Source organism: Limnohabitans sp. Bal53 (genome assembly GCF_003063355.1).
Classification (GTDB): domain Bacteria; phylum Pseudomonadota; class Gammaproteobacteria; order Burkholderiales; family Burkholderiaceae_C; genus Limnohabitans_A.
This window is the reverse complement of record NZ_NESH01000003.1, coordinates 198,751-218,019: the sequence shown is the minus strand read 5'-3', so window position 1 is coordinate 218,019 and position 19,269 is coordinate 198,751. Positions and strand designations below refer to the sequence as shown.

The 19,269-nt window shown below is 58.0% G+C and carries 22 protein-coding genes; 7 read left to right on the top strand and 15 right to left on the bottom strand.

Annotated elements, in window-relative coordinates; translation table 11 throughout:
• Positions 1-63 precede the first annotated feature (63 nt).
• The 12 genes from B9Z50_RS10640 to B9Z50_RS10585 all read right to left on the bottom strand — a co-directional run bounded on the left by B9Z50_RS10640 (position 64) and on the right by B9Z50_RS10585 (position 9,548).
• Positions 64-1,020: a putative transporter gene (locus B9Z50_RS10640; RefSeq protein ID WP_108364129.1), complete on the bottom strand. Its 957-nt coding sequence runs from the start codon at positions 1,018-1,020 to the stop codon at positions 64-66.
• A 4-nt stretch (positions 1,021-1,024) separates the two neighbouring features.
• Positions 1,025-1,423 (bottom strand): cupin domain-containing protein, encoded by a 399-nt coding sequence (locus B9Z50_RS10635; RefSeq protein WP_108364127.1) that lies wholly within the window; start codon positions 1,421-1,423, stop codon positions 1,025-1,027.
• 67 nt (positions 1,424-1,490) lie between these two features.
• A complete protein-coding gene (locus tag B9Z50_RS10630; protein ID WP_108364125.1) occupies positions 1,491-1,961 on the bottom strand; it encodes a pyridoxamine 5'-phosphate oxidase family protein in 471 nt (156 codons plus the stop codon).
• A 30-nt stretch (positions 1,962-1,991) separates the two neighbouring features.
• Positions 1,992-2,417 (bottom strand): DUF1398 domain-containing protein, encoded by a 426-nt coding sequence (locus tag B9Z50_RS10625; protein WP_108364123.1) that lies wholly within the window; start codon positions 2,415-2,417, stop codon positions 1,992-1,994.
• Between the two features lie 55 nt (positions 2,418-2,472).
• The gene (locus B9Z50_RS10620) at positions 2,473-3,288 is read right to left on the bottom strand and encodes a DUF429 domain-containing protein (RefSeq protein WP_108364121.1); all 816 of its coding nucleotides are present in this window, start codon (positions 3,286-3,288) and stop codon (positions 2,473-2,475) included.
• A gap of 4 nt (positions 3,289-3,292) precedes the next feature.
• Positions 3,293-3,715, bottom strand: coding sequence for a BLUF domain-containing protein (locus B9Z50_RS10615; protein WP_108364119.1), 423 nt, complete (start codon positions 3,713-3,715; stop codon positions 3,293-3,295).
• A 2-nt stretch (positions 3,716-3,717) separates the two neighbouring features.
• Complete coding sequence (gene folE / locus B9Z50_RS10610; protein WP_108364117.1) at positions 3,718-4,446, bottom strand: GTP cyclohydrolase I; 729 nt, start codon at positions 4,444-4,446, stop codon at positions 3,718-3,720.
• A 92-nt stretch (positions 4,447-4,538) separates the two neighbouring features.
• Positions 4,539-5,765 (bottom strand): cardiolipin synthase ClsB, encoded by a 1,227-nt coding sequence (gene clsB / locus B9Z50_RS10605; RefSeq protein WP_108364115.1) that lies wholly within the window; start codon positions 5,763-5,765, stop codon positions 4,539-4,541.
• Positions 5,766-5,767: 2 nt separating this feature from the next.
• On the bottom strand, positions 5,768-6,523 hold the full coding sequence (locus tag B9Z50_RS10600) for an endonuclease/exonuclease/phosphatase family protein (RefSeq protein WP_108364113.1): 756 nt from the start codon (positions 6,521-6,523) through the stop codon (positions 5,768-5,770).
• Complete coding sequence (nudB, locus tag B9Z50_RS10595) at positions 6,520-7,005, bottom strand: dihydroneopterin triphosphate diphosphatase (RefSeq protein WP_108364111.1); 486 nt, start codon at positions 7,003-7,005, stop codon at positions 6,520-6,522. The genes B9Z50_RS10600 and nudB overlap by 4 nt, the downstream gene beginning before the upstream one ends.
• A gap of 90 nt (positions 7,006-7,095) precedes the next feature.
• The gene (locus B9Z50_RS10590) at positions 7,096-8,991 is read right to left on the bottom strand and encodes a response regulator (RefSeq protein WP_108364109.1); all 1,896 of its coding nucleotides are present in this window, start codon (positions 8,989-8,991) and stop codon (positions 7,096-7,098) included.
• Entirely contained in the window at positions 8,991-9,548 is a 558-nt protein-coding gene (locus B9Z50_RS10585; RefSeq protein WP_233249831.1) for a molybdopterin-dependent oxidoreductase, read from the bottom strand. Before B9Z50_RS10585 ends, B9Z50_RS10590 begins: the two co-directional genes overlap by 1 nt.
• 156 nt (positions 9,549-9,704) lie before the next feature.
• Here B9Z50_RS10585 and B9Z50_RS10580 point away from each other — a divergent pair, with 156 nt between their 5' ends.
• The 3 genes from B9Z50_RS10580 to B9Z50_RS10570 all read left to right on the top strand — a co-directional run bounded on the left by B9Z50_RS10580 (position 9,705) and on the right by B9Z50_RS10570 (position 11,774).
• The gene (locus B9Z50_RS10580; RefSeq protein WP_108364107.1) at positions 9,705-10,352 is read left to right on the top strand and encodes an ATP-binding cassette domain-containing protein; all 648 of its coding nucleotides are present in this window, start codon (positions 9,705-9,707) and stop codon (positions 10,350-10,352) included.
• Between the two features lie 178 nt (positions 10,353-10,530).
• Entirely contained in the window at positions 10,531-11,070 is a 540-nt protein-coding gene (locus B9Z50_RS10575; RefSeq protein WP_158270662.1) for a lytic transglycosylase domain-containing protein, read from the top strand.
• Positions 11,071-11,351: 281 nt separating this feature from the next.
• Entirely contained in the window at positions 11,352-11,774 is a 423-nt protein-coding gene (locus tag B9Z50_RS10570) for an RNA-binding protein (protein ID WP_108364103.1), read from the top strand.
• Positions 11,775-12,022: 248 nt separating this feature from the next.
• Here the strand turns inward: B9Z50_RS10570 and aspS are convergent, their stop codons facing one another.
• From aspS to B9Z50_RS10550, 3 genes are read right to left on the bottom strand one after another with little or no spacing between them, the layout of a single operon-like run.
• Positions 12,023-13,834 carry an aspartate--tRNA ligase gene (gene aspS, locus B9Z50_RS10560; protein WP_108364099.1) on the bottom strand — a complete coding sequence of 604 codons (1,812 nt, stop codon included), beginning with the start codon at positions 13,832-13,834 and terminating at the stop codon, positions 12,023-12,025.
• Between the two features lie 46 nt (positions 13,835-13,880).
• Positions 13,881-14,546 carry a DUF502 domain-containing protein gene (locus B9Z50_RS10555; RefSeq protein WP_108364097.1) on the bottom strand — a complete coding sequence of 222 codons (666 nt, stop codon included), beginning with the start codon at positions 14,544-14,546 and terminating at the stop codon, positions 13,881-13,883.
• Positions 14,547-14,583: 37 nt separating this feature from the next.
• Entirely contained in the window at positions 14,584-14,913 is a 330-nt protein-coding gene (locus B9Z50_RS10550) for an FmdB family zinc ribbon protein (RefSeq protein WP_108364095.1), read from the bottom strand.
• Between the two features lie 240 nt (positions 14,914-15,153).
• Between B9Z50_RS10550 and B9Z50_RS10545 the strand changes: the two genes are divergently transcribed.
• From B9Z50_RS10545 to B9Z50_RS10530, 4 genes are all read left to right on the top strand, one after another.
• Positions 15,154-16,299 carry an extracellular solute-binding protein gene (locus B9Z50_RS10545; protein ID WP_108364093.1) on the top strand — a complete coding sequence of 382 codons (1,146 nt, stop codon included), beginning with the start codon at positions 15,154-15,156 and terminating at the stop codon, positions 16,297-16,299.
• Positions 16,300-16,382: 83 nt separating this feature from the next.
• Entirely contained in the window at positions 16,383-17,498 is a 1,116-nt protein-coding gene (locus tag B9Z50_RS10540; RefSeq protein WP_108364091.1) for an ABC transporter ATP-binding protein, read from the top strand.
• Positions 17,495-18,436, top strand: coding sequence for an ABC transporter permease (locus B9Z50_RS10535; protein WP_108364089.1), 942 nt, complete (start codon positions 17,495-17,497; stop codon positions 18,434-18,436). The genes B9Z50_RS10540 and B9Z50_RS10535 overlap by 4 nt, the downstream gene beginning before the upstream one ends.
• Complete coding sequence (locus B9Z50_RS10530) at positions 18,433-19,245, top strand: ABC transporter permease (protein WP_108364087.1); 813 nt, start codon at positions 18,433-18,435, stop codon at positions 19,243-19,245. The genes B9Z50_RS10535 and B9Z50_RS10530 overlap by 4 nt, the downstream gene beginning before the upstream one ends.
• The last annotated feature ends 24 nt before the right edge of the window (positions 19,246-19,269 follow it).

The window sequence follows — 19,269 nt, the reverse complement described above, 5'->3', positions numbered from 1 at the left end:
AGTGTACCCACACACCCAAAAAATTTAAACCAAATAGCTCAATATTGATTTTCAAGCGAGGTTTTATATCAACGCCTTTTCAAACTCCGACAAGCGTTTGTAGATCGAGCGCAGCTCCGTGATGTCAGTCCAACGGTCAATCAGGTAAGAAAACGCGTCATTGACTTTGCCAAAGGCGTTGCTCACCTGCTGGATCACCCCCAAGGTGATCAAACCCGTGAACAAAGATGGCCCCATCAGCAAAAAGGGAAAAATCACCATCGTTTGACCGTAAAAATTGCTCCACAAATGGAAGTAGGCGTAATGGTTGAACAACCGGAAATTATTCAGCCGCACCCCCATGAACAACTCCAGCACCGTGGGCAAATCCATGCGATTGCGTTCGTCTTCGGCGTACACCAAATCCTTGCGCAACGCGGCTTCGGTGCGTTGGTTGTTGTACTCCAGCCCTGGCAGACGAATGCCCACAAACCACGACAGCACCGTCCCCCCCACAGCCGTGATCAAGGCGACCCAAAACAGCGAACCCTCAAACTGCAACCAGGCAATGGCCATGCCCGCAGACAAGGCCCACAAAATCGGAATGAAGGACACCAGCGTGAGCAGCGCACGCACCAGCCCAAGGCCCAGGTTTTCGGTCTGGCGGGCAAAGCGCATGCAGTCTTCCTGAATTCGCTGCGACGCACCCTCTACGTTGGCATCGGTGCCCTGCCAGCGCGGCAGGTAATCCTCGGTCATGGCCTGACGCCAACGGAATGCGTAGTGCGAGGCCAGATACGTCTCCAGGCTGCGCAGCAGCATAAATGGAAAAGCGATCCACGCAAATTGCAGCATGAAGCCCCAGAACTTTTCCAGCCCCCCCGCCTGCTCGGGCTTTTGCAGCAGGTCATAAAACTCGCCGTACCAGGTGTTCAGCCGCACCGTCTGCTGCACCGTGATGAACACCAGCGCCACCAACACCAACAAACCACCCCAGGCCCACAAGGCCCAGCGGCGAGAGAGAAAGAAGCTGCGGAACATCGGCTCAAGCCTCTTTCGGGTTCACGTCGTCCACCGTCACGGTGTCAAAGTCGGCGGGCAACACCACCTCCAGCAGCTCCACGTCGTGGCTGTGCCCCAGTTCGCGGTGGCGAATTTCAGGCGGCTGGTGCACACACGAACCCGCCTCCAATCGCACCACGCCCTGGCCCTCGTACTCGAACTCGATCCAGCCCTTGAGCACATAAACCAGTTGGAACTGCGTCTTGTGAAAATGCGCTTGGCTCGAAAAATCTTGTCCCCCAGCCGCCCGGATCACGCTGGCCGTCACCCGCCCTCCCGTGGCCTGCTTGAGACCCAAGTCACGGTATTCAAAAAAAGAGCGTAGCCCTTTGTCAAACTGCGCGTCCTTGGCATGGGTCACCACGAAACCTTGTGTTGTCATCTGCAACTCCTGAATGGGTGTGGCTATCGTAACGGCTTGTACCCTGGCGACGTGTCAGCATGCAGCCTCAGGCCATGGGCCGAACCCCGTAGGTGCGCATGGCCGCTTCGATTTGCGAAGCCTCGCTGGTTTCATTCGGGAAAAACCGGTAGCTGGGCGCCACGATAGCGCCCACGGAAGTGACACGAATGACCAGCACACTGTGGATGACAAAGCGCTGCCCCACCATGGCCAGCAGCGGGGCAGCCCAAGCGGCAAACGCTGGGTTTTCAACTTGAACCTCATGGGCGGTGCCCACCAGCTTGAAGCCCTTTTGCACGAACACATCGACAAAGCTCAAGCACACCTGCGGCTGATGCGCGATGTTGCGGACTGACATGGGTGATGCGATGTTCGCCACCACCACATGCTGCTCGTCCGCGATGGCCCAGACTTCTTTGGGTGAGACATTGGGCTGGGCCTGGGCATCCACTGTGGCCAGCCAGCAAAGCACGCTATTGCGGGCGGCTTCGCGGACAGATTCATTGATGCAGGACATTGAAATTCAGAAAGAAAAGAATGCGCTTGCTTACCGATTCGTTAAGGAAGATTGGTCCACCGGGACCGCCCCGGGAAACCACTCAACATGATGATCCCCTTGACGCCCCAGATACAGGACACGCTGACCTCTGAGAAATGCGCAATACGACTGCACACCTGCGCGCATAGCTCGAGAAGAAAAGTCACGGAAGCTTTGTCCATTGACTTGACTATCGTGAATCGAAAGCTTGAGGGACGGCAAGTCGAAGCTGTCGAGCACATCGGGCAGGCATTCAAAGACCAAAGGTGCGGTCACGACACCGCCATGAACACCGTAAAACCTGAACTCTTGTGACCGGTAATCCACCAGGTAGTACTCGACCTGCTCCTGAATCAACCGGCCCACGATCTCGGGAAAGGGCAATGAACCAGACTGGGTGGCCTTGGCAAGCTGCAAGATGGTCGTGGTATTCATGTTGTGACGGCAAGATGGATAAGTGCAGGATGATAAGACCACTGCAAGGTGCCCATCACGCCGTCACGATCCAGCCTTCCAGAGGATCACAGGGTGGCAATCCATATTGAGGGTGCCCAGCCTCGTGCTGTTGCTGCGCCCAGGCCGCTTGCATCAGGCACAAGGTGGCGTCAAGGGCATCGCCGCTGGCGTCATCGGCAAGACGCCCCAGCAGCGCGTTGCTGGCCACCAGGCGCAGGCCCAAGCGGGTCTGGCCGCGCTCCAGGGCGCTCAGCAGTTCGCGCCGGGCCAGCAGGCGCTCGGGGGTTTGTTTGGCTTTGTCGTCGCTTTTGTAGCTGGTGTTGCCCAGCACCTCACGCGCCAGCAAGCCAGGGTAGGCCTCCAGCGCCACGCGGCGGGCGTCACCCACATGCAAACCAGGCAGGTGAACACCGGCTTGCCGCAACAGCGGCACGCCCGTGTGCAGCATGTAGGCCACGGGCGGGTTGACCCATTTCATGGACGGGCTGGAGCCTGCGGGGTGGTCGGCGGCGCGGTGAGCGAACTTGCCGCCTACGGGGCGAGCGTTACAAAACGCTGCAAACTGCTCGCGAATTTGGGCACGCTCCAAGGCGCAGTAATGGTCCATGCAGGCGGCCCAGTTGGTAGGCCAGACCAGGGTCTCAACCAACTCTCGCGGCAAGCCAAATGGCAAGTCAAAACCACCCACCCAATCAGCGGGCTGAGCCAGCCAGTCACCCAAAGCGTTCAAGGTGTCAAAGGTCTGCAGGGCTTGCAGCTGCACCCTACTCTGCCGGGCCTGGCCCAGCGCCAGCACAATGGGTTTGCGCTTGCTGGGGCTGCTGGAGAAATCGCAGCCGATGAGCTGCATGCTTTCAGGCGCGCCCGATGATGGAGGCCGTGGCCATCAGCTCTTCGAGCAAGGCCAACGAGACTTTGCCAGACACGTTGTACGGGTCCAGCTCAGCACGCTCGGAATACTTGAGCAAGATGTTGGTGTTGACGCGCGACGCATCGACTTGCCCCATGGTCCAGCCGCCAAAACGGCGTTCGGAAATTTCTTCGTAATGCAGCAACACCACATCCTTGTGGCGGACGTCTTTCTGAATGTGGCCGTACAACTCGCTCACCGCGTTGCGACCGCCTTCAATGGCTTGTAAAAAGATGCCGCCGCCGTAACAAAGAATGCCGGTGATGCCGCTGGTCGGGTTGAACTGGCGAGACTGGGCCAAAATGGATTCGATCGTATCGGGGCGCGTGTCCACCGCACGGCTGGCGTAAAGCAGGCGTACCAACATGGTCAGTCCTTTTTCGGAATCAATGACAAAAATTCACGGCGCAGGTTGGGGTCTTTGAGGAAAGCACCGCGCATGACCGAGTTGATCATCTTGCTGTCCATGTCCTTCACGCCACGCCAGCCCATGCAGTAGTGGCTCGCTTCCATCACGATGGCCAGGCCGTCGGGTTGGGTTTTGCGCTGGATCAGGTCGGCCAGTTGAACCACGGCTTCCTCCTGAATCTGGGGGCGGCCCATGATCCATTCGGCCAAGCGGGCATATTTGGACAAGCCGATCACATTGGTGTGTTCGTTGGGCAACACGCCGATCCAGATCTTGCCGATCACAGGACAAAAGTGGTGGCTGCAGGCGCTGCGCACGGTGATGGGGCCGACGATCATCAGCTCATTGAGGTGCTCTGCATTGGGGAACTCGGTGATCTCGGGGCCTTCAACATAACGGCCCTTGAACACTTCTTTGAGGTACATCTTGGCCACACGGCGGGCGGTATCTCCCGTGTTGTGGTCGTTCACGGTGTCGATGACCAGGCTGTCGAGCACGCCGGCCATTTTGCCTGTGACTTCGTCCAGCAGCTTCTCCAACTCACCGGGCTCGATGAATTCGGCGATGTTGTCGTTGGCATGGAAGCGTTTGCGGGCAGCTTGGATGCGCTCGCGGATCTTGACGGAAACGGGAACGCCTTCGTCTTCGGGTGATGTAGCAGAAGCTTTCATGGCGTCTGGAGTTTTCATTAACATGGCAATGATCGTAACAGCGATTGATCAGCGCACACGGATCAGGGGTTTGCCCCTTTTCACACCTTTGCAGCCCCATCAAATGCACTTCAGTAGCGGTGGCCTGTCAGGAAAAGCGCCAAGCGCATCAGGCCAAACGCCAACCGGTCCCGCAAATGCTGGTGCCAATGTCTTTGGCTGAAAGTGGCTGAAACACGGGTACTTTGCGCGTCGATCAGCTGACTCAACCGCTGGTGCAGTTGCTGCGCGAACAAGCGGTCAGCCACCACCACATTGGCCTCTCGGGCGAGCAAAAGACTCAGCGGGTCCAGATTGGACGACCCGACGGTGGCCCAGGGTCGTTCAGCATCCGGGTCGACCACGGCGACTTTGGCGTGCAAGAAACTCGCGTTGTATTCGTAAATTTCAACCCCAGCGGCCAGTAAAGCGCCATAAACCGGGCGGGCTGCGTGGTATTGCATGAAGTATTCATAACGGCCTTGCAACAGCAAGCGCACGCGCACGCCGCGCCGTGCGGCATGAATCAAGGCCTGACGCAACCTGCGACCCGGCAAAAAGTAGGCGTTGGCGATCAAAACCTCGTGCCGGGACAGTCCTATGGCCTTGAGGTAAGCGCGTTCAATTTGACTGCGATGCAGGACGTTGTCGCGCAGAAGCAAAGCGGCCCGGCTCGGTGGCGGAGAACCATCAGGCAGGGGCAAGGGTTGTTTCCATGGCAGGGGCAGGCCTGCGGTTTTGAAGGATCGCAGCGCCTGTGGAATTTTTCGTTCACGGGCATGCTGTGCGCCCTGCAAGCGCCACCAAAGCTGGATCATGCTGTTTTGAATGTGGCCCACCAGCTCCCCCTGCGCAACCACAGCGAAATCCAACCGGGGCCGGACCAAGTGGCCGTGGTGGGGGTCGTACCAGTCATCCAGAATGTTGATGCCGCCGCAAAAGGCGGTGTGCCCGTCCACCACACACAGTTTGCGGTGCAGCCGCCGCCAACGGCTGGGGATGAGCAAACCCAAGGTGCCCAAAGGCGCATACACCCGCCAATCGACCCCCGCTTGGGCAAAGCGGGTGCGCCAAACCTCGGGCAGCTGGGGGGTGCCCACACCGTCAACCACCAGCCACACCCGCACACCACGCAAGGCCGCCCGCTCCAGCGCTTCGGCCACCATGGCGGCAGCACCATGCACATCAAAAATGTAAGTCTCGAGCAACACGTGAGAGCGCGCCTGATCCAGGGCCGCCACCAGTGTTTCAAAGTAATGCTGCCCCCCCTCGATGAGCCGGATCTGATGACCGTCACGCAGCGCAGGGTTGTGCCGCATGCTCAGTCGTTCCACGCAAATTCGGCCACCAGCGGCAAATGGTCGGACATGCGCTGCCAGATGCGCCCCGAAGGCACCATGGCATGCACAGGCGTAAGGCCTCGGGCGTACACATGGTCGAGCTGGTTCAAGGGCAAGCGCGAGGGGTAGGTGGGCGTGGGTTGCTCGCGCCACTCCCGAAACCCGGCCTGCGCCATGCGTCGACCCAGGCCCGTACCCCAGTCATTGAAGTCGCCCGCCACCAGCACCGGCTCGTGGACCGGAATGTCTTGCGCAATGTGTGCCAACAGCCAACCCACTTGACGTACACGGCTGGCCGGCACCAGCCCCAGGTGCACCACCAGCACATGCACCACACGGTCCACCACCTCGACCTGGGTATGCAAAAAACCGCGTTGCTCAAAGCGGTGGTCCGAAATGTCACGGTGCTGGTGCGAGAGCACTGGCCAGCGCGAAAGCATGGCGTTGCCATGCTCGCCATGGCGCGTGATGGCATTGGTGCGGTAAATGGCCTCGTAACCCTCTGGGGCCAAATACTCGGCTTGCGGCTGGCTGGGCCAGTGCCTGAAATAAGCCGCCTCGCGACGGTGCTCGCGACGCACCTCTTGCAAGCATACGATGTCGGCGTCAAGTTGCTCAACCGCGTGGCCCAGGTTGTGGATCTCCAGACGCCGCGCCGGTCCCAGGCCCTGCACGCCTTTGTGGATGTTGTAGGTGGCCACCCGCAAAACCGGGTGTTCGTGGCGTTCGGGCTTCATGACGGAGCGGTCGTTACGAAACGCGGCAACATCAAGATGGCTTCGGCGTTCGAGGGGGAAAAGCACTGGTCAGCCGCAGCATGCCAGGGCAGCCACTGCGCGTCGGTGTGCTCGCGGGGGCTGAGCACCACGTCGATGCGATGCGGCACACACAGACCAAACACCCGCTCGGTGTTGCGGCTCACACCGGGCGCATAGCGCCAGCGCCAGGCAGGGTAAATGTCGTACACGTTTTCAAGTTGCCAGTCTCGCAAGTGGCAGCTCGGGTGCCGGGCATCGATGCCGGTTTCTTCCTGCACCTCGCGGATGGCCGTCTCCAGCCAGCTTTCTTTGAGGTGGTCTTTGCTGCCCGTGACCGATTGCCAGGTGCCCCAGTCAGCACGCCGGATCAGCAAGACGTCTTGCTCGGGCGTGTGAATGACCACCAGCACCGACTCCGGAATTTTGAAGGGCGCAGGCGATGGGCAGAGCGGTTGCGTCATGGACGGGGCAGACTCGAAATGAAAGACCAGCAGATCAATTCATTGTAGTCAGCCCTCTGATGAATGCGTCGATGCGCGCCGTTTAGCGCATCAAGCCTGGCGCCGCTTGAGCGGCATGACGGCCTGCAGCTGTGTTTTTTGTAAGGGTTTGGACAAAAACGCGTTCATGCCCGCAGCCATCGATTGGTCAGCCACATCGTTCATCACATCGGCCGTGAGCGCCACGATGGGCACCTGCCCCCGCTCACCCGGCAAGGCACGAATGTGGCGAGCGCTGCTCAGGCCATCCATGACCGGCATGTGGATGTCCATCAGCACCAGATCGAAATCAGACTGGCTGGCCTGCGTGAGCGCTTGTTGACCGTCTTCGGCAAAACTGACTTGGTGGCCCATGCTTTGCAACAACAAGCCCACCACTTTACGGTTGACCGGATGGTCTTCCGCTACCAAAACACGCAAGGACTCACTGACGGTTGCAGCATCGAGTGGCTGCGCAACAGGATGGACACCTTGACTCATTTCAGGTGCCGTGACATGGGCCACAGACAAAGTCGCCCAAGGGGTTTTCAAGCTCAGGGTGAACACCGAACCTTGTCCCAGTTGACTGCGCGCACTCAACTCGCCGCCCATCAGGCGGGCCAAGGATCTGGAGATTTCCAGACCCAGACCCGAGCCTGATTGTTTGCGCGTGAGCGAAGCATCGCCCCAGTGAAAGCGCTCAAACAAACCTTGTTGGGTGGCCTCACTCATGCCGATGCCGGTGTCAGCGATCTCGATCTGCCATTGCACACCATCGTCCAGTGACTCGCGTCGCACACGGATATCGACCTGCCCCTGATCGGTGTACTTGATGCCATTGCTCAGCACATTGAACAAGATTTGCCGCAAACGCAATGGGTCGACCATCACCGTACAAGGCTTGTGCAGGTCCCCCGTCAGATGCAATTGCAAGCCCTTGTTCTGTGCCTGCACCCGCATGAATCGGTGCACTTCCTGCAAAAAATCGCCCATGTCTGTGGACTCTGGATGCACCTGGATTTTGCCTGCCTCCAGGGCCGAGACCTCCAGCACATCGTTGAGCACCGCCAATAAATGCGAGGCACTGACTTTGGCGGTCTGAATCAAATCGGCTTGTTCTGAGCCGTTTTGTGTTTTTTCCAGCAAGCCCAGCATGCCCAATATGCCGTTGAAAGGTGTACGCAACTCATGGCTCATATTGGCCAGGAATCGACTTTTGCCCTGATTGGCACTTTCGGCTTGTTCCTTGGCTTGCATCAACTGCGCATGCAAGCGCTGCTGCGCCCTTTGGGCCTGGTTTTGCTTGCGCTCGTGCACGTACAGGCCCACCGAGCCCAGCACCAAACCCAGGATTTGCGCCAACGTGAGCCAAGCGATCCATTGGCTTTGTTCGCGTACGGTGGCCACTTGTTTTTGCACCCATTCACCCAACACCATGTCTGAGGCGGAGTTCAGGGCCTGGACCTCGGGAGCCATTTGCTGCAACTCTTTCATGAGTCCAGGCCACGCGTTCGATGCCCAGTCTTGCCCGTCAACCAAAGGTGTGGCTCTGACCACCCAGTCGAGCAATCGGGGGGTCAATGAGGTGTATTCCTCACGGTGATGCACCCGCGCAAGGCTGGGGCTGTTGAGGAGCAAATTGACGCGGCTGACCAAAATATCAAAGCGCAAAGACCGCTCCGCATCCAAGTCTGACTGCGTCGTGTCTGGTTGGGCAAGGTCTGCCAGGTTCATGGCTGCATCGAAACGCCACACCTCACGCTCCAGATTCGTGGTCATGGCCGTGAGCGAGTCTTCCTGCAGCCGTGCTGCGGCCTCCAGGGCCTGGGCCTGACGCCATTGCACGGTGGTGGCCACCACCAAGGCCGTGATCACCAGGACCGCCACCAAGGTCAGCCCCCAGAAGAATCGGGACGGTGCCAGGTGTTGCGACCCTTCTCGCTCGGGCACAGCCTCACGCGCTTGCATCACTCCACCTCAATGGCCTTGAGCTGCCAAATGGAGCGCTCGTAGTAGGTCTTGTGCTGAAGTTCTTTTTTGGAATCAAAGGGGTAAATAACGAACAAAGGCCCTTTGGTGCGCACCGGTATCGCCTGGCCATTCATTTGCACAGCCACCACCACATCGTGCTCAAGCGCATCGGACACGGGCAGCTTCACACGGTAATCGTTGAGGGCCACTGCCCGAATGTGCTGACCTTTGGACTTGACCAGCTGCAAGACATCGCGCAGCAAGGGACCACTGAATGTCACGGGTTTTTGATCCCACGGGGTCTGAGTGGTGAAGCTTTTTTGCGGCAAAGCCTGCAAGGCCTTCATGTCCAAGGCAGCCACTTTGCCCTGGTTGTGTGCCTCAATCAAGCCCGTCACTTGCAGAACCACAGGCCCTTTTGGCGCATCCAGGGCCCATGCAGCAGCCCCAGTCAACATGCCCGCCATGACGCAGAGCACGCCGATCTTGCGATGCAAACTGGCCAAGACCGAATTTGTCTTTTCGCTGACCTCCAACAAATTACTTGTGCACATGTTCGTTTTCCGTTATTAGCCAATTGAAATATTAAGAATTATATTTCACAATTAAAAACACTAAAAATAATTTGTTTCAAAGTGTAAAAGTGTTTACCAAATGCATCCATCTTCCATAAACAAGGCTTCAATGGGCCTGCTGCTAGCATTCAAGACATGCTGAAACAGACTTTTGACCCCCTGCACAAAACAGCCAACCCCGTGCTGAGCGTGACAGGCCTGAGCGGTGGCCCGGGCGATCTACCGCTTTTTTGCGATCTTGATCTACAACTGCCCGCAGGTGTGTCGGCCTTGCTGGGTGACGAGGGCGTGGGCAAGACCAGTTTGATGCGCTTGCTCAGCGGCGATCTGGTCGCCTCGGCTGGGCAGCTGCGCTTGGCGAGTCAGGCCCACTCTTTGAGCCTGCCGCAGCCGTCGGCGGTTTTCTGGATCGACCTGCGTTTGCCGCTGCATGACAACAACACACCCGTGCAATGCTGGGCGCAGCTTCGTGCGTCTTTACCTGCTTGGTCCAATGAAACGCAAAACGAGCTGATCGAAGCCTTGCAGTTGGCGCCCCATCTGGACAAACGGCTGAACATGCTCTCGACCGGCAGCCGCCGCAAAGTGGGCCTGGTAGCCGCGCTGGCCAGCGGAGCCATGGTTACCTTGCTCGACCAGCCTTTTGTCTCGCTGGACCAGCCCTCCATCCGCAGCCTTCAAACGTTTTTGGCGCAACAGGGTCAAAACACCGAGCGCGCCTGGCTGATCGCCGACTACGAACAACCCGCCCATCTGCCGCTGGTCTCAGTCCTGCAGCTCTGAGGTTAGGTGACGGACCCGCTGCCCCTTGCAGGCATGGCATTCAAGAAAACCATCACCGTGCCGATGTTCAGAACAAGTATTTTTGACTCTACTGGCTGGCGGAACCTGGAAACCAGTGATGGGCTCTAGCCAGAGGGTTCAGCCGCAACCTGGCGACCCACCCCCAAAATTCAAACCCATGAACAGCCGCCGACCCAGCCGCAACGCAACTCGCCAGCCCCCCACCTTGTTGCGCTTCAACCGTCTGCCCCTTGCGGCGATTGGCCTTTGCATGTTGTCATGGGCGCAGGCCTCAGCTCACCGCCAAGCACCAGCCCGGGTCATACCTTCAGCCAGCCTCGCAGCTGACCCCTGCCTGATGCCAGCCGCTCAGCGCCATGGCGTGAACCCGCACATCCTGCGGGCCATTTTGCAAGTGGAGTCGGGCATGCGCCCCCATGTGGTGAGCCGCAACCGCAATGGCAGCATCGATGTGGGCATGGCCCAAATCAATTCAATCCACTTTCGCGAACTGGCGCAATGGGGCATCACACCCGATCGGCTGCTGGACCCCTGCATAGCCACACATGTGGCGGCCTGGCACCTCAAACGCGTCATGCTGCGCCACGGCAACACTTGGTTTGGGGTGGCCGCCTACCACTCGGCCACCCCAGTCCACAACCAGCGCTATCAGGCTTTGCTGCGGCAAGAGTTGGTGCGCACAGGCGTTTGGCGCTGAAGCTCGGTGTTAAGCAGTTTTCTCATGAACCCACGCTCTGCGCATTGGGTCTCGTGTTGGTTAACGGCACAAGAGGGCCCATTAAAACAAGGTCTATCACGAAACATTGACGATATTTGGTGCTATCGGGATGCTATGCCCCATAATCTGATGGTGCGCGTCCATAAAACGTCACATTTGAGGTGATCGGTCAGTTTCGCGCGCTACGGCGGCACTTTTCAGGTTTGTTGTGCTTTCGGGACCCCATCGCTTTTGTTTTCATGTGTTTTTCAGGAGTCCCCATGGGCAATAAACTTTACGTCGGCAACCTGCCGTACACCGTTCGCGATGAAGACCTGCAGCAGGCATTCGGCGAATTCGGCGCCATCACCAGCGCCAAAGTCATGATGGAACGCGACACCGGTCGCTCCAAAGGTTTCGGTTTTGTGGAAATGGGCAGCGATGCCGAAGCCCAAGCCGCGATCAACGGCATGAATGGCCAATCTTTGGGTGGTCGCAGCATCACCGTGAACGAAGCCCGTCCGATGGAGGCACGTCCTCCACGCACCGGTGGTTTCGGTGGTGGTGGCGGTTACGGCGGCGGTGGCCGTTCCGGTGGCGGCGGCTACGGCGGCGGTGACCGTTCCGGTGGCGGCGGCTACGGCGGTGGCGGCGATCGCTCCGGCGGTGGCGGCTACGGCGGCGGCGGTCGCGGCGGCTACTAAGCCCTGCAAACCCCGCAAACGGCAGCAATGCCGTTGCAAAATTTCTGGTTCAGCGTCAGGTTGAATACAGGCATCAAAGGCTTCAAGACCTCGGTTTTGAAGCCTTTTTTGTGGGCCCTTCGCCATCCTCGACAAAAGCTTTGGACTTGAGGCTGCTGCGCGATGACGGCGTCGGCAAGACAATGCAACCCCACCAACAGCAACGCCACCCGAAGGTGGCGTTGCTGTTGGGAAGGGCTCAGAGCCGCTTAGGCTTTGACCGCATCCACATTGCGCAGACGGATGTGCAATTCACGCAATTGCTTCTCGTCCACTGGGCTTGGCGCTTGCGTGAGCAGGCACTGGGCACGTTGGGTCTTGGGGAAGGCGATCACATCGCGGATCGACTCGGCACCGGTCATGAGCGTGACGATGCGGTCCAGGCCGAAGGCCAGGCCACCGTGTGGTGGCGCGCCGTATTGCAGGGCGTCGAGCAAAAAGCCGAATTTGAGCTGGGCTTCTTCGGGCGTGATCTTCAAGGCGTCAAACACTTTTTGCTGCACGTCGGCGCGGTGGATACGCACAGAGCCGCCGCCCATTTCCCAGCCGTTCAGGACCATGTCGTAGCCCTTAGAGATGCACTTCTCGGGCGCAGTGACCATCCAGTCTTCATGACCGTCTTTGGGCGCAGTGAAGGGGTGGTGAACGGCGGTGTAACGTTGGCTTTCGTCGTCGAACTCGAACATCGGGAAGTCGACCACCCACATGGGGGCCCAACGGTCTTCGAACAAACCATTCTTCTTGCCGAACTCGCTGTGACCAATCTTGATTCGCAATGCGCCGATGGCGTCGTTCACGATCTTGGCTTTGTCTGCGCCGAAGAAAATCAAATCGCCGTTTTGCGCGCCTGAACGCTCCAACACTGCGTTCAATGCGGCGTCATGGATGTTCTTGACGATGGGGGACTGCAAACCGTCACGACCTTTGGACAGGTCGTTGACGCGGATGTAGGCCAAGCCCTTAGCACCGTAGATCTTGACGAACTCGGTGTAGGCATCGATTTCGCCACGGCTGATGCCGCCGCCTTCGACCGAGCCGCCAGGCACGCGCAGGGCGACCACACGGCCGCCTTTCATGTTGGCAGCACCGGAGAACACCTTGAAGTCCACATCGCCCATCACGTCGGTCACTTCGGTGAACTGCAACTTCACACGCAGGTCAGGCTTGTCCGAGCCGTAGATGTGCATCGCGTCCTGGTAGGTCATGACCGGGAACTCGCCAAGGTCCACACCAATGGTCTTTTGGAACACGCGTTTGATCATGCCCTGGAACATGTCGCGGATTTCTTCTTCGGTCAGGAAGGAAGTTTCGATATCGATCTGGGTGAATTCGGGCTGGCGATCGGCGCGCAGATCTTCGTCGCGGAAGCACTTGGTGATCTGGTAGTAACGGTCGTAGCCCGCCACCATCAACAGCTGCTTGAACAACTGGGGCGACTGGGGCAGTGCAAAGAACTGTCCGTCGTGCACGCGGCTGGGCACCAGATAGTCGCGCGCGCCCTCGGGTGTGCTCTTGGTGAGCATCGGGGTTTCAATGTCCACAAAGCCGTTTTCATCGAGGTACTTGCGCACTTCCATGGCCACCTTGTAGCGCAGCATCAGGTTGTTTTGCATGTAGGGGCGGCGCAGATCCAGCACGCGGTGCGTGAGACGGGTGGTCTCGGACAGGTTGTCTTCGTCAATCTGGAACGGTGGCGTGACCGATTCATTCAGCACGATCAGCTCGTGGCACAGCACTTCGATCTTGCCGCTTTTGAGGCCTTCGTTGCTGGTGCCGTCTGGGCGCGCACGCACGATGCCTTTGATCTGCACGCAATATTCGTTGCGCACGTCTTCAGCGACTTTGAACATGTCAGGGCGGTCGGGGTCGCACACCACCTGGACATAGCCTTCGCGGTCGCGCAGGTCGATGAAGATCACACCACCGTGGTCACGGCGGCGGTTGACCCAGCCACACAGGCTCACGGTTTGGCCGATCAGGGCTTCGGTCACCAGACCGCAATAGTGGGAACGCATGGACATGTTGTAGGACTTTCTGGATTCGCAGGAGCGGGGTTCGGAAAAGGCTTCAGCCCAACTTGGGCTGGGCTGCAATGGGTTTGGGTGCAGGCGTGCCGGGCACGACCACCCCCATAGAGATGATGTATTTGAGCGCGTCATCCACGCTCATGTCCAGCTCCACCACATCGGCTTTGGGCATCATCAGGAAAAAGCCCGAGGTGGGGTTGGGCGTGGTGGGCACGTAGACACTGACCATGGGCTGGTTCAGGTGCGTGGCCACTTCACCACCAGGCGTGCCGGTCAAAAAAGCAATGGTCCACGAGCCCTGACGCGGGTACTGGACCAACAAAGCTTTGGAAAATGCATGGCCACTGCCCGAAAACAAGGTGTCGGCCACCTGCTTGACACTGGTGTAGATGCTGCGCACCACAGGTATGCGGTTCATCAGACCGTGCCATTTGCGCAGCCACCATTGGCCAAACATGTTGGCCACAAACACGCCCGTGGCAAAAATGAACACGGCCACAATGGCCACGCCCAAGCCCGGCACGCCACGCAGGTATTCGGCGCTGGCGTGCACGCCCGGGATCAAGGTGTCGGCCGCATGCAGCACCGCCAAAAAGATGGCGTCGAGCATACCCACCAGCCACATGATCACCCAGACGGTGATTCCCATGGGCAGCCACACCAGCAAGCCGGTGACGAAATACTGTTTGAAGCTGCGGTGTTTCATGGGGTGGGGAAAACGGTGAAGTCAGCGTTCAGAAAAATCAATGGCAAGCGCAAGAAGCGGCGCAGCCTGCAGCGCTGGCCGTTGAGGCAGGTGCTGCACTGTCGCTGGCAGGTGCTGAGGCAGGTGCCGGTGCGGCGACGGTATCTGCTGCGGTGCCCGCTGCGGCCGGCACTGCGGCCGCACCACCGCCCTTGAAGTCGGTGGCGTACCAGCCTGTGCCCTTGAGCTGAAAACCCGGGGCGGTGAGCTGTTTGTTGAATTTCGGAGCGCCGCAAGCCGGGCAGTCGGTCAGCGGGGCGTCACTCATTTTTTGCAGAACATCCTTGGCATGGCCGCAGGCGTCGCATTTGTAGGCGTAAATGGGCATGTGAGGGTTCCTAGAGAGAAAAATATCAACCCTCGATTGTAATTCGAACCCCTCGCACCAGTGTCTTTTGAACTCTCAGCGCACTAGCCTTCAACCGCTCTAGAGGCTCAAACGACTTCTGCCACCCTTGGTTACCCGAATAAAACGGGTCCAAGCGCCTTCTTATACAATCGCGCGCAGGTCAATTTTGAGTTATTTCTGCCCAAACCAGCCCCAACACTTTTAGGAGCTTTCACGATCATGAACAAACGTTTTCTACTGACCGCTTTGTGTGCACTGACCTTGACTGCCTGCGGGAAAAAAGAAGAGGCACCCCAGGCGCCTGTGGCGGCAGCGGCAGCGGCCCCCACCAACACCGAAGAGAAGCTGCTGAACATCTACAACTGGCCTGACTACATCACAGAAGACATGGTGGCCAACTTTGAGAAAGAAAGTGGCATCAAAGTCAATTACCAGACCTTTGAAAACAACGAAGCTCTGCAAGCCAAGTTGATCGCAGGCAACTCAGGTTATGACATCGTGGTGCCGGGCGCAGTGTTTGCCAAGTCCCAAATCGATGCAGGTTTGTTGCAACCATTGGACAAGTCTCAAATCCCAAACTTGGCCAATCTGGACGGCGCCATCATGGCCAAGCTCGACAAAGTCGACCCCGGCAACGCCCATTTGGTGCCCTGGGCTTGGAGTTTCACCACAGTGGGTATCAACAAAGGCAAAGTGACCAAGGCTTTGGGCAACACACCCATGCCTGAGAACGCCTGGGACTTGGTCTTCAACCCGACCTACACCAGCAAACTCAAATCTTGCGGCATTGCCTACCTGGACTCCCCCACGGAGGTGATGCCTCCTGCTTTGCACTACATCGGCAAGGACGCTTATTCGGCTGAGACAGCCGATCACAAGGCGGCTGGCGAGATGCTGGCCAAGGTGCGCAAGGACATCCGTCTCTTTTCTAGCACCATGATCGATGACTTGGCCGGCGGCAAAGCTTGCGTTGCGCTGGGCTGGGCTGGCGACATCAACATCGCCCGCAGCCGTGCCATCGAAAACAAAAGCGGTCACGACATCGAGGCCATGTTGCCCAAAACAGGCGGTTTGCTGTTTTTTGACAACTTGGCCATCCCCAAAGATGCCAAACACCCCAACAACGCCATGGCGTTCATCAATTACTTCCTGAAGCCAGAAGTGTCTGCCTCTTTGACTAATGAACTGAGCTATCCCACGGCCAACAAAGCCAGCGTGGCCCAAGTGACACCCGAAGTCGGTCAAAACAAGAGCGTCTTTCTAGATGAAGCCAATCTGCAACTCGCGGTCTCGCCTTCGAGCCTGTCCAACGCGACCCGCGAGTCCCTGACTTCGGTCTACACGGCCTTCAAACAAGGCAAGTGACGCCCGCCCATCTGGCTGGCACCTGACAAAAGGCTGTGACGAGCGCGTGCACAGCCTTTTGTTTTGACCCGAAAGATCCTTCCATGACCCTCACCCCGCCCGACCCGCTTGGCTTCCTTCGCATTCAGAATCTGAGTAAGCGTTATGACAGCGTCCTGGCCGTGGATGATGTCTCACTGGACATTGGTAAAGGTGAAATTTTTGCCTTGCTGGGCAGCTCAGGCTGCGGCAAATCCACTTTGCTGCGCATGCTGGCGGGTTTCGAGTCACCGTCATCCGGACAAATTTTCTTGGGCGGCCAGGACATCAGTTTGCTGCCCCCTTACGAGCGGCCCATCAACATGATGTTCCAGTCCTATGCCTTGTTCCCCCACTTGACAGTTTGGGACAACATCGCCTTTGGACTGCGCCGTATGGGCATGGACAAGGACGCGATGGCCGAACGGGTGACTGCCATGCTCGAATTGGTGCAGCTGCAACAGTTCGCATCCCGCAAACCCCACCAACTGTCTGGAGGGCAACAACAACGCGTGGCCTTGGCCCGAAGCCTGGCACGCAAACCCCAACTGTTGCTGCTGGACGAGCCCCTGGGTGCGCTGGACAAAAAACTGCGTGAACAAACACAATTTGAATTGGTCAACATCATCGAGTCCATTGGTGTGACCTGTGTCATGGTCACACACGACCAGGAAGAGGCCATGACCATGGCCTCGCGCATTGCAGTCATGAGCCATGGCCGAATTTTGCAATTGGGCAGCCCCACCGAAATATACGAAGCCCCCAATTGCCGCTTCGTAGCTGACTTCATTGGCAACATCAACTTGTTTGACGGTCAGCTGACCCTGGCCAACGCCAGCCAATCCGAGGTCCAGACGCCCCAAGGCCATTTCACCCTGGGCCACGGCTCCTCACACCCGGCAGGTATGGCCGTATCTCTGGCCGTTCGACCTGAAAAAATCCGCATCGACAAACGCCCACCCGACTCGGGCTCTGCGGGCTCTGCCAACGTCGTCTCGGGTGTGGTCAGCGAGATCGCCTATATGGGCAGTTACAGCACTTATGTGGTGAAACTGCCCGATGACAGCGTGATCAAAGTCACCCAAACCAACAGAAGCCGCAACCATGAGGACGACATCGTCTGGGGTGACAGGGTTTCTTGTTTTTGGGACACACAAGCTGGTGTGCTCTTGACCACATGATCCAACTTTTGTCCCGCATGGTCGAGCGTTTGCGACTGGGTCGACGCACGGTGGTGGGCATTCCCACGGTTTGGTTATGGGTGTTTTTTGCTGCGCCCTTTTTGATCTTGCTGCGCTTGAGCGTCACCGACATGGGCGAGCAACTCAACCCTTTTGCACCGCTGCTCAGCCACACGGAGCCAGGCGGCTGGAAGCTGAACCTCAAACTCAGCCACTACCTCAGTCTTTTTGTCGACAGCGACGGCCGGTGGGGCGACACGCTCTATATCAACTCGTACCTGCTGTCGCTCAAGTACGCCTTTTGGACCACCGTTTTTTGCCTCTTTTTGGGCTATCCATTCGCTTATTTTCTGGCACGCTCCAGCGCCACCATACGGCCAATTTTGTTGATGTTGGTGATGCTCCCTTTTTGGACTTCATTTTTACTGCGTGTCTACGCATGGAAAGGGATCTTGGCCGACCAAGGCATCGTCAATAACGTCTTGATGGCACTGGGCTTGATCCACGAGCCTATTCAAATGCTCTACACCGATGTCTCCATGCTGGTGGGCATGACCTATGTTTACTTGCCCTTCATGGTTCTGCCTTTGTATGCCAACCTGGTCAAACTGGACCCACGACTGCTCGAAGCTGCGCATGATTTGGGTGCCAGTCCTTGGAAATCCTTCTGGTTGGTGACCGTGCCCCTGAGCCGTTCGGGCATCGTTGCAGGCTCCATGTTGGTGTTCATCCCCTGTTTGGGTGAGTTTGTGATCCCCTCTTTGCTCGGTGGGGCAGAAAACGTGATGATTGGACGGGTGGTCTGGGACGAGATGTTCAGCAGCAACAACTGGCCGCGTGCCTCTGCGTTGGCTGTGATCATGATTTTGGGGGTGGTCGTGCCTTTGGCTTGGTACAACGCCAAAGTGGCCCGTCAAGCCGAAAAGGAGCATTCATGAAACGCTGGATGCATGCTCACATCGGCAAACTCTGGATGGGTTTGGTCTATGGATTCTTGTTCGCGCCTCTGTTGTTCCTGGTGGTTTTTTCCTTCAACAGCACCCGTCAGGACAGTCGGTTCACGGGCTTTTCTTTGCGCTGGTACGAAGCACTGGCCAATGATTCACGCTTGCTAGAGGGTTTTCTGGTCTCCTTGAAGGTCGCTTTCGTCAGCGCTACTTTGTCCGTGGTGCTCGCCACACTGGCAGCCTACACCCTGGTGCGATACACGCAATTTCGAGGCCGAAACGTCTTCACGGCCATGCTGAATGCGCCTTTGATCATGCCCGAGGTCATCATTGGTTTGTCGCTGCTGTTGTTGTCGGTCAGCGCCCAACGGAGCTTGGGATGGCCTGACCGCGGCATGACCACCATTGTGTTGGGGCATGTTCTGCTGGGTATGGCTTACGCCACGGTGGTGATCCAATCACGACTCAAGGACATGGACCGCTCGCTAGAGGAGGCCGCGATGGACCTGGGCTGTCGCCCTGGGCAAGTCTTCTTTTTGGTGACTTTGCCCAATATCTCCCAGGCATTGCTGGCGGGTTGGTTGCTGACCTTCACACTTTCTTTTGACGATGTGGTTGTGTCCGAGTTTTTGTCTGGTCCTGGCGTGACCACCTTGCCACAGGTGATCTTCAGCTATGCAAGGCGCGGTGTGAACCCGTCAATTTACGCTGCGGCCACCTTGCTCATGTTGGTCGTCACCTTGGCGGTGGTGGCTTTTGGCATTTACACCGCGCGTCAAGCCCGAAAATCACGCCAATGATGGCCGCACCAGTGACGGCGCCCA